Below are 9,715 nucleotides of genomic sequence, written 5' to 3'. Positions count from 1 at the left end.
TAATAGCCGAAACCATCTTTCAATTTTCTCTTATGCAAGAGAAAATGTTATCCGGTATTAGCTCCGGTTTCCCGGAGTTACCCCAGTCTTACAGGCAGGTTGCCCACGTGTTACTCACCCGTCCGCCGCTAACGTCATAGAAGCAAGCTTCTAATCAGTTCGCTCGACTTGCATGTATTAGGCACGCCGCCAGCGTTCATCCTGAGCCAGGATCAAACTCTCCGAAGAAATGTTTGACTTGCTCATAAAAGTTTAAAAAAATTAACGTTGACGTTTGTCGCTTTGTTCAGTTTTCAAAGTTCATTTTCTCTTGAAACAACTTTACTAATATATCATTCTGAGTTTTAAAAGTCAACAACTTTTTTTCCAAACTCTTTTTTCAAACTTCAAGTTTTTCTCAATCGCTCCTTGGCGACATATAATAATTTACCATGATAATTATGAAGAGTCAATTGTTTTTTTAAAAAAACTTTCACTTTTTTAAAAAGCTTTTATTTACTCATTTCGATCATTTAACTTTCTCAATGATATGCACTTATTTTATAACTGTTATTCAAGCAAAGTCCAGTAACCTGCTCAAAATAAAAAGGCAGCTACTTTAGCTGCCTCTTCTTCTACTATTCTTTAATTATTTTATTCTGCTAAGAAAATAAAATATAGAACGAAGATTACGAATAACCCATACATAATCGGATGAATCTCTTTCCTTCTACCTTTACAGATCATCGTGATTGGATAAAAGATAAAACCGATCGCGATACCTGTAGCGATACTGTATGTTAAAGGCATCATGATAATCGTTAAGAAAGCTGGTACCGCTACTTCAAATTGATCCCACTTAATCTTCCCTAGGCTTGCCACCATTAGTGCACCCACAATAATAAGAGCTGGTGCTGTTACCGCTGAAGTTACTACAGAAAGTAAAGGTGAAAAGAAAATAGCAATTAAAAAGAAAAATGCAGTTACAACTGAAGTAAACCCTGATCGCCCACCTGCTGCAACACCCGCTGTTGATTCAACATACGATGTTGTTGTAGATGTTCCTAAAACCGCACCCGTTACTGTCGCTGTAGAATCTGCTAAAAGCGCTCTTCCTGCACGAGGTAATTTATTATCCTTCATTAGTCCAGCTTGAGTTGCAACAGCAACCAAAGTACCTGCTGTATCAAAGAAATCTACAAATAAGAAAGTTAAGATAACAACTAGCATTTGAAGCGTAAACACTTCACCGAAGTTTTCAAAAGCAGCACCAAATGTCGGAGCTAAGCTAGGAGCCGGGCCGACAACACTTGTTGGTAAATCAACTAACCCTACAACCATACCAGCGATAGCTGTAATAACCATTCCTATAAAGATTCCAGCATTGACGCGTAAAACCATTAAGATAACTGTTATAATAACACCAAAAATAGCAAGTAATGTACTACCATTTGTTAAATCACCTAAACCAACTAGTAGATCTGGATTGTCTACAATAATATTAGCGTTTTGCAATCCAACAAATGTAATGAAAAGACCAATCCCAGCACCAACTGCTAGTTTTAACTCTGCTGGAATAGCATTAATGATTGTTTCACGTATACCAGATAAAGATAATAAGATGAAAATTAACCCCGATACCATAACACCAGATAAAGCCGTTTGCCACGGAATACCCATTGTTAATACAACGTTATAAGCAAAGAAAGCATTCAAACCCATTCCAGGCGCAAGCGCAATTGGGTATTTAGCGATTACTCCCATAATGAGTGAACCAAGCGCTGCAGCTAAAGCAGTAGCTGTAAATACCGCACCTTGGTCCATACGCATGCTATCTGGTAAATCTGGTACGCTGCTCAATGATAGCATCGCTGGATTAACGAATAAGATATACGCCATGGATAAAAAAGTTGTTAATCCTGCAATAGTTTCCCTTCTATAATTTGTTCCTAACTCATCAAAACGAAAGTACTTCTTCATACTTGTTCCTCCCCACCATTGGAAGTCGCTGTCTCATGGGTAATATAAAAAACGCCTTATACAATTAATAATGTAAAGGCGTTAACTACGTAAATATATACGGAATGATACTATCTACTCTTCTCTTTTTATCTAATAGATAGAATAAATCGTTTGTATATACAGAGTTGCTCGTAGTCAAGCCATTTACGGTAGCTCGGTAGAAACTTTCGGGCCATATTCCCAAGATTATACGACATTTCTTAATATGTTTAGTTCTTTTATGCTAGTATATTACCACTTAATAATGAATTAAGTCAACAAAAAACGAACATTCTTACAAAAAGAATGTTCGTTTGTTCGGTTTCCTTACATATTATTCCCATTCGATTGTTGCAGGTGGCTTACTTGTAATGTCATACACAACGCGGTTAATGTGTTTAACTTCGTTTACGATACGAACTGAGATCTTCTCAAGCACATCCCAAGGAATACGAGCCCAATCAGAAGTCATCCCATCGATTGAAGTTACGGCACGAATACCGATTGTATAATCATACGTACGAGCATCCCCCATTACACCAACACTACGGATATCAGGAAGAACTGTGAAGTACTGCCAGATATCACGCTCTAAACCTGATTTTGCGATTTCATCACGTAAAATGTAATCAGATTCTCGAACGATTTCAAGCTTTTCTTCTGTTACTTCACCAAGCACACGAATTCCTAGCCCTGGACCTGGGAATGGTTGGCGCCATACAATATTGTCAGGAATACCCAATTCAGTACCTAATGCACGCACTTCATCTTTAAATAGTGTATTTAAAGGTTCAATTAACTCAAACTCCATATCTTCTGGTAATCCACCTACGTTATGGTGAGATTTAATTGTTTGAGCAGTTGCTGTACCACTTTCAATAATATCTGTGTATAGTGTACCTTGAGCTAAAAATTCAAAACCTTGTAGTTTAGTTGCTTCATCGTCAAATACATAGATAAACTCGTTCCCAATAATTTTACGCTTTTGCTCTGGGTCAGATACACCTTTTAATTTGTTCAAGAAGCGGTCTTTTGCATCAATTTTAATAACGTTCATATTAAACCCTTCACTGAACGTCTCCATTACACTTTCCGCTTCACCTTTACGTAATAAACCATGATCTACGAACATACAAGTTAATTGGTTACCGATTGCTTTATGAATTAATACGGCTACTACAGAAGAATCTACGCCGCCACTTAATGCACATAATACTTTTTTATCTCCAACAACTCGGCGAATTTTTTCTAATTCAACTTCAATAAAGTTTTCAATAGACCAGTTAGCTTCAGCATGACAAACTTCAAATACAAAGTTCTTTAACAGATCATTTCCATATACTGAATGGCGAACTTCTGGATGGAATTGAACTCCGTACATATTTTTATCTTTATTGCTCATACCAGCAATTGGGCAAGATGCACTTGTCGCATCCACTTCAAATCCAGGCGGTGTTTCTACAACTAAGTCGCCGTGGCTCATCCATACCACTTGCTCTTTCGGTAGCTCATGATACATTAATGAATCATTTTGTACGTGAATCGATGCTTTACCATACTCACGATGATCTGCACCCGCTACTTTACCACCAAAATGATGAGTCATAAGCTGCATACCGTAACAAATACCCAGTACAGGAATTCCTAATTCGAAAATATTTTCGTCACAGTGAAATGCACTTTCACCATACACACTATTTGGACCACCAGAGAAAATAATCCCTTTAGGATTTAACGCTTTAATTTCTTCTGCTGTAATTGTGTGTGGATGTAATTCACTATATACGCCAAACTCACGAATACGACGCGTAATGAGTTGATTATACTGACTTCCAAAATCTAATACAACAATCATGCCTTCCATCTCGTTCACCTCTCCGAATGTGTAAATAATCACTTGCTATTATGCCCCAAAATATAAAAAAACCAGACTTTCCCCTTTGATATAAAGGCAGAAAGTCTAGTTGAACACAAAGCTATGATCAAAAAGAATATCCTGCCTTCATAGTCAGGCCATTTAAGGTGACCCGGTAGAGACTCTCGAACCATATTATCGAGGATATATGAAGGTATACGTAACACTATAGTAAGTTCGTGAATATTCTATCAATCAAGCTGGAAATGGTCAAGAACCTGTCGTTTTAATTAAATTTTCCCACAATTCTACTGATTGACTCCAAGATTCTACAGATGACTCCTGCTTATAAATAACTCTCTCATACTTTCTCGTTAATTCACTCATATCATTTGTATGAAGCTGATGATCTACTCGTAAAGCAAAATCCTTCAGCGTTTCATGTGAATCTCTTTTTAAACCTTTTCTTGCTAACATACTTATTAAGAAGAAATAGGCTTTTTCAAACGCTTTTTCATCCGAACGTTTGCGGTAGTATGGAACCATTACACGTGGCAACCATTTATAACGTGTCATGTATAATAATATGAATGAAAAGGGAATGAGAAGCAATAACCACCATAAGGAGATTGCAGCATCTGAAGGTTCCACTTTCTCATCATCTGCTACTTGTTTTTCTTCAGGTTTCTGCTCTTCTTGTACCGGCTCTTCCACTTCTGGTTCAGTAGCTTCTTCTATCTCTTCCTCTTCTGTACCTTGATTATTCCCTTCCACTTGAGGTTCATCAAATTCATAAGGGTTTGAGAATGTCTTAGTTGGTTCAAACGGAACCCAACCTGTTCCTGGGAAATAAACCTCGACCCATGAATGTGCATTGTTTTGCGTCACTTCATATACAGGCGTTTCTGCACTAGCGCTAATTTGTTCGCCTTCGGTATAGCCTTTCACCCAGCGCGCTGGAATATCAAGTGTTCTAAGTAGGACAACCATGGATGAAGAAAAATTATCACAGTATCCTCTAAGCGTCTCAAACAGGAATTGATCTACGTAGTCTTCTCCTTCACCAGGAATAGCTACATCGTTTGTATCATATACAAAACCATTAGCTTGAAAGTACTTCTCTACTGCTTTTACTTTATCATAGCGAGTAGCTTCCTCAGCTGTAATCTCTTGAGCAAGCTGCCCAACTCGATTAGGTAATGATTCTGGGAGCTGAGTGTACCTGTTTTGAAACGAAGAATTCTGTTCAATAGAAACTCCATTTCGATCACTATTTTGTAGCTGTTCAATATTAAAAGTAGGATATGCATATGTCATTTCATATGATTTCGCTTCGGTCACGCGACCTTGATTGTAAGGAAATAACTTTTCATTCGCTGGCGTAATTTGCGGTTGCAGTACATCATTAAGAGAAATACTCTTCAATTCTGGAACATGCATTAAATGAATAGTTGGTTGTTCAAACTTAATGGACGCTGTGTATGATTCTTTTTCTACACTTGCACCATATTGAGGAAGTACGTTCTCGTTTCCTTCTAACGGTCGACTCGCAGCATTATAAGACGTTTCCCAGCCTTTTCCCGTATAGACGTCTTTTGTTTCAATCCGCCAATAATGCTCTTTCTCTGTTTGGGCAGTAAATACAACCGTATCATCTGCGGTAAAGGCACCGCCGAGCTGAGAATCATCAGTATCGTAACCAATCCGCTGGTTATTTGATGCGCCTTCACCACTGTTTTGTGTGTAAGCTGTTAAGAACGGAACAGGGTCAGGCCATTTCGGAGCTGATTTTGGTACAATATAAGCAACACCAACTGCTATAAGTAGAACACCTAGTAGCAAAAAGAAAGACCTTGCTCTATTTTCAACGTGGGAAAGCTTTTGTTTGGTTCTTCCATCTATGTGTAATCGCAAAAAGCCTAATAATAAGAAGCCAATGGCTACAACTCGAACAATAGCAAACGTAGCGTCATACTCAGAAAACGTATCAAGCACTGTAACGTAAACAATTGTTAATAAAAAGAAGAAAAAAATCTTTTGCTGATAAAAAATCCAGTAGCGAATTAAGTAAGCCATAATCCATAACAAGATAAAAAACAGACATGTTCTCATCTCAACTGACAAATTGGGAATTTGCCAGCCGATAATACGGCCTATATCTATTGAAGTTTGGTCAACGAACGCACTAAACCATTCTGCTGATAAAAAGGGCGTTTGATAGTAAATGCGATTAACAGCATACAAAACAAACGCTGCGTTTATAACTGTCACAATAAAAAACGAGGTCTGCAGCATCAGTAAGAGAAAGGTAATACTAACAAAAAAGATAAAATACTGAATCTCACCTGTATCAGTCACCACGCTAAGTGGATGTAGCCATTCAATCAGCAATAAAAACGCGCCGACATAAAGTAATATGCTGCGAATACTTAGAGACTTCATTGCTTCTTCACCTCCCGGACACTACGGGGATTTGGAAATTGAATAAAGTGAACATCCCACCTTGGAATATTCACATAACCTCGTCCGTCTTGTTTGCTTTGTATAATAAAAAGCGTTACTTTTGTTTGCGGACTTACTTTAGCTTGAACCTCTTGAATTAATTCACTTGTCATCGAACTTGAAATAACAGTAACTGCATGAGATAAACCTTTTGGAATCGTTAGCTTTCCGTTTCGTATCGGCTGGACCCTAGCAAAGTAAGCAAGCCATCCTCTCTCATGCTGAGCTCCTCCATGCAACTCCTTTAAACGACTACTGCTTCCCCCATGGATAAATGAAGCTGGCTTATGCTGATTTAGATACGATAGAATCATTGAAGCCATGAAACCAGTCCGCTCTTCAAAGTCCGTAGGATCAACGCCATCAAAAATAAGAACCTCTTCCAAATCACTCATCTTCTCAAACTCTTTTGATATAAGCGTTCCTTTTCGGGCAGTCGCTTTCCAGTCAATAGTAGACAAGCGGTCTCCTTGTTCATACTCACGCACACCAGTAGCAAGCATCGTATTTTCAGCAATGGAACGCTTATAAAAGTGCTTTTCCCCCTCACTCCATTGGGAAGAGGTAGGTTTAACTTGTATTAAATGAGGATACATAATGAGCTGGTTTCTTGTCACAAAAACTTGCTGTCGATGAACAATGCCTAATAAATCACTCATTTCAATCGAGATTCCAGTAAGGTTATACTCACCTCTCTCTAAGGAGGGAATTTCAAACTCAATCACAATGTCTTTTTTCCACAGTGGGTATACTATCTTTCGCAAAGATAAATCAGCCTCTTTACATATATCTTCAACGGAAAGATTGTACAAAGGAAAAAATGAGTTTCGTTTAATATGAACTTTGTAATAAACCGATTCCTTTGCTTCGTACTGCGTACGCGTCATCACTCGCTCCACTTGCCAGCTTTTCATAGGATAGAACGCGATCACAATTCCATATAAACCAAAAGGCAGAAAGCTATAAAATAAAAACCAGCTTACAAATCCTCCTTGAAACATCGCATAAGCAAAAGTCGCTACTAATAAGACTACTAATAACAAAAAGCTTATGACTGGTTGCCTTTTAACACTTAGTTTAGCCATATAGCTTTTATCCTTTCACCGGCACAGGCGTACGCTTTATAATGCCTTCGATAATGGAGCCTTCCGTCACCCCTTCATATCTCGTCTCAGGTTGCAGTATAACACGGTGTGCGAACGCATGTTTCATTAAGTGTTGAACATCATCTGGAATACAATAATCTCTACCTTCAAGCAAAGCATACGCTTGAATTGCTTTCATTAACGCTACGGAACCACGCGGGCTTACGCCAAGGCTAATGGATTCATGAGTTCTCGTTTGGATAACCAAATCGACGATATAGTTTTTAATGACATCATCTACGTAAACATCCTTCACCATTTGCTGCATCGTACGCAGTTCTTCCACATTCATAACAGGCTGGACATCATCTATCGTTCGCTTTTGCTCAACTCCATTTAGAATAGCTAGCTCTTCTTGTTTCGTTGGGTATCCCATATTTAATTTAAATAAGAAACGGTCAAGCTGCGCTTCTGGTAATTGATACGTTCCTTCAAAATCAATTGGATTTTGCGTAGCCATCACAAAAAATGGAGATGGTAACTCTCTTGTTAACCCGTCTATGGTAACGTGCTGCTCAGCCATGGCTTCCAATAGTGCTGCTTGGGTTTTTGGTGAACTACGGTTGATTTCATCTGCTAATACAATATTCGTTAAAATTGGGCCTGGTTTAAAGTGAAACTCCATATCCTTTGGGCTATATACCGACATACCCGTTACGTCTGACGGCAGCAAGTCTGGTGTAAATTGAATTCGCTTAAAATCAGCATTAATTGCCTTAGCCAACGTTTTGACAAACATCGTTTTCCCTACTCCTGGTACATCTTCTAATAGAACATGTCCTTCTGCAAGGAGTGCAACAATACTGAGCTTAGCTACATCTCGCTTTCCTATAACCACTTCGTCAATTGTATTTAAAAGCTGTTGAAGCTGAGTCTGCACCTTTTCTGCTGGTATCATGAAAGTCCCCCTTAATGTATGTATACATACAAATTTGTCACAAATATAGTACTATTCTAGCAAATCAAGCAGTTTACTTAAAAGAAATAAGGTGAGTCTGATGCTTTATATTTTTACCAGTTTCGAAACAACCTCAAATAATTAGAAAATAAACATTTATCTTATTAGAAGCAAACCTTTTCCCTGCGTGATATAATTTTTATCAGTAAGCGATTCCAAGAATACTGCATTAAATTTCAGAAAAATAAGTCTTTTTGAGGAGAAGAAGAAAAATGGCTTTAGATCAAGAGTCTTTAGTAACAAAAGAACAAACAATCTTTAATCATATAGGCAATAAAATTATATTAAGCGATAGAGAGATTGACATTATCGCTCGTTTAGAAGAGCCGCTCATTCTCGTATTAGACAATGTGTTAAGCGATGAAGAGTGTGATGAACTAATTTAGCTATCTAAAGATAAAATGCAGCGCTCTAAAATTGGAGCTTCACGTGAAGTTAATAATATCCGTACAAGTAGCGGTATGTTTTTCGATGAAAGCGAGAATCCACTTGTACAGAAAATCGAAATGCGCACTTCCGAAATCACGGGCATTCCAACCGATCATGCTGAGGGTCTTCAAATTTTAAACTATTTACCAGATCAAGAATATCGAGCACACCACGATTACTTCGTCCCTACAAGCAAAGCCGCGAAGAACAATCGAATCAGCACGCTCGTTATGTACTTAAATGATGTAGAAGAAGGTGGCGAAACTTATTTTCCAAAGCTAAAATTTTCCGTTACGCCGAAAAAAGGTATGGCCGTATACTTTGAATACTTCTATACAAATCAAGAGCTTAACGACTTAACTCTTCATGGCGGTGCACCCGTTGTAAAAGGTGAAAAGTGGGTAGCAACGCAGTGGATGCGTAAGCAGAGAATTCGATAAATGTTATCTTGCTATGTAACAAAATACAAGGCCTGCTCAAGTGAGCAGGCCTTGTCAGATTGACGAGAAACCTGTAAGGTTCTCGTCAATCTGAGGCTCTTTTCATTTTTTATAGTGAAACAAGTAAACATTTCACAAACAAATCGTCGTTTTCCATAAAAATCGCCCATTACCTGACCTGTTTTGGTCAGGTAATGGGCGATTTTTTTCATGTTTTGACAAGCTGCCGTCAGATACGCCTGCATCTGGACAGACTTCAGCCCTCGATACCGGGCATATCGATACCCATTTAGCTCTTTTGCGTCGGCAAAGCTACGCTCAATCGTCGTGCAACGCATACGATAAAGTTGTTTACCTGCTTTTGTGCGCTTATTTAGACGCGCTTGTTCTTTGAATCTCTCCCAAA

The 9,715-nt window shown here is 38.4% G+C and carries 5 protein-coding genes, 1 rRNA gene, 2 pseudogenes and 2 riboswitches; of the genes and pseudogenes, 1 reads left to right on the top strand and 7 read right to left on the bottom strand.

The annotated features are described in order from the left end of the window. From AS180_RS23375 to AS180_RS19985, 6 genes are all read right to left on the bottom strand, one after another. Nucleotides 1–228: ribosomal RNA gene (locus tag AS180_RS23375) — 16S ribosomal RNA — on the bottom strand; the annotation flags it as partial. A 405-nt stretch (nucleotides 229–633) separates the two neighbouring features. Further along, nucleotides 634–1,959 (bottom strand): NCS2 family permease, encoded by a 1,326-nt coding sequence (locus tag AS180_RS20005; protein WP_061786449.1) that lies wholly within the window; start codon nucleotides 1,957–1,959, stop codon nucleotides 634–636. A gap of 154 nt (nucleotides 1,960–2,113) precedes the next feature. Then, nucleotides 2,114–2,215: riboswitch (purine riboswitch) on the bottom strand. 99 nt (nucleotides 2,216–2,314) lie between these two features. Beyond that, nucleotides 2,315–3,844, bottom strand: a complete 1,530-nt coding sequence (gene guaA / locus AS180_RS20000) for a glutamine-hydrolyzing GMP synthase (RefSeq protein WP_035320199.1) — start codon at nucleotides 3,842–3,844, stop codon at nucleotides 2,315–2,317. Nucleotides 3,845–3,965: 121 nt separating this feature from the next. Continuing rightward, nucleotides 3,966–4,067, bottom strand: a riboswitch (purine riboswitch). 38 nt (nucleotides 4,068–4,105) lie between these two features. Continuing rightward, the gene (locus tag AS180_RS19995) at nucleotides 4,106–6,277 is read right to left on the bottom strand and encodes a transglutaminase TgpA family protein (RefSeq protein WP_062687407.1); all 2,172 of its coding nucleotides are present in this window, start codon (nucleotides 6,275–6,277) and stop codon (nucleotides 4,106–4,108) included. Further along, a complete protein-coding gene (locus tag AS180_RS19990; RefSeq protein WP_025908435.1) occupies nucleotides 6,274–7,422 on the bottom strand; it encodes a DUF58 domain-containing protein in 1,149 nt (382 codons plus the stop codon). Before AS180_RS19990 ends, AS180_RS19995 begins: the two co-directional genes overlap by 4 nt. Before the next feature lie 7 nt (nucleotides 7,423–7,429). Continuing rightward, nucleotides 7,430–8,380 carry an AAA family ATPase gene (locus tag AS180_RS19985; protein WP_025908436.1) on the bottom strand — a complete coding sequence of 317 codons (951 nt, stop codon included), beginning with the start codon at nucleotides 8,378–8,380 and terminating at the stop codon, nucleotides 7,430–7,432. Between the two features lie 272 nt (nucleotides 8,381–8,652). On the opposite strand from AS180_RS19985, the pseudogene AS180_RS19980 reads away from it, so the two are divergent. Then, nucleotides 8,653–9,309, top strand: a pseudogene (locus tag AS180_RS19980) (2OG-Fe(II) oxygenase). A 155-nt stretch (nucleotides 9,310–9,464) separates the two neighbouring features. Here the strand turns inward: AS180_RS19980 and AS180_RS22935 are convergent. Continuing rightward, nucleotides 9,465–9,715, bottom strand: a pseudogene (locus AS180_RS22935) (transposase); the annotation flags it as partial.

The sequence above is a fragment of the Priestia veravalensis genome (genome assembly GCF_001457055.1).
In the GTDB taxonomy this organism is placed as follows: Bacteria; Bacillota; Bacilli; order Bacillales; family Bacillaceae_H; genus Priestia; species Priestia flexa.
This window is presented reverse-complemented; position numbering and strand designations above follow the sequence as displayed.